Source organism: Clostridium sp. HBUAS56017 (assembly GCF_007115085.1).
GTDB classification, from domain to species: domain Bacteria; phylum Bacillota; class Clostridia; order Clostridiales; family Clostridiaceae; genus Clostridium; species Clostridium cibarium.
The window spans coordinates 1-408 of sequence record NZ_SULK01000075.1 but is presented as its reverse complement, the minus strand read 5'-3'; the positions used below and the strand labels follow the sequence as shown (position 1 = coordinate 408).

The 408-nt window shown below is 35.8% G+C and carries 1 rRNA gene; it reads right to left on the bottom strand.

The annotated features are described in order from the left end of the window. Positions 1–79: ribosomal RNA gene (locus FAY47_RS19960) — 23S ribosomal RNA — on the bottom strand; the annotation flags it as partial. Positions 80–408: the final 329 nt, after the last annotated feature.

Below are 408 nucleotides of genomic sequence, written 5' to 3'. Positions count from 1 at the left end.
GAAGCTTATCGCAGCTTATCACGTCCTTCATCGGCTCCTGATGCCAAGGCATTCACCATGCGCCCTTTGTAGCTTGACCTATCTTCGTGTCGTTATTCCTTCAGATTGCTGCGTCGCCTACGTGCTCCATGTACTCACGTACAAAGTACGCTCCGTGCATTACCCACTTGGCTCCTTGCACTCTTCGGACCTAACGCCACTCAGTTTTAACTTTTGATGGTTTCTACTAAATTTAATTATACTTTTTTCCTTAACAATAAAAAACTGCAAAAAAATAAAATATTAATAATATATTTAGTTTTCACTTTCAAAGTAAAACTAGTTTAAATATACAAAGAATATTTCTTGGCTTGTTGTATTTATACAAACAATATACTATGTGCAATTTTCAAAGAACAAATTGAGTTA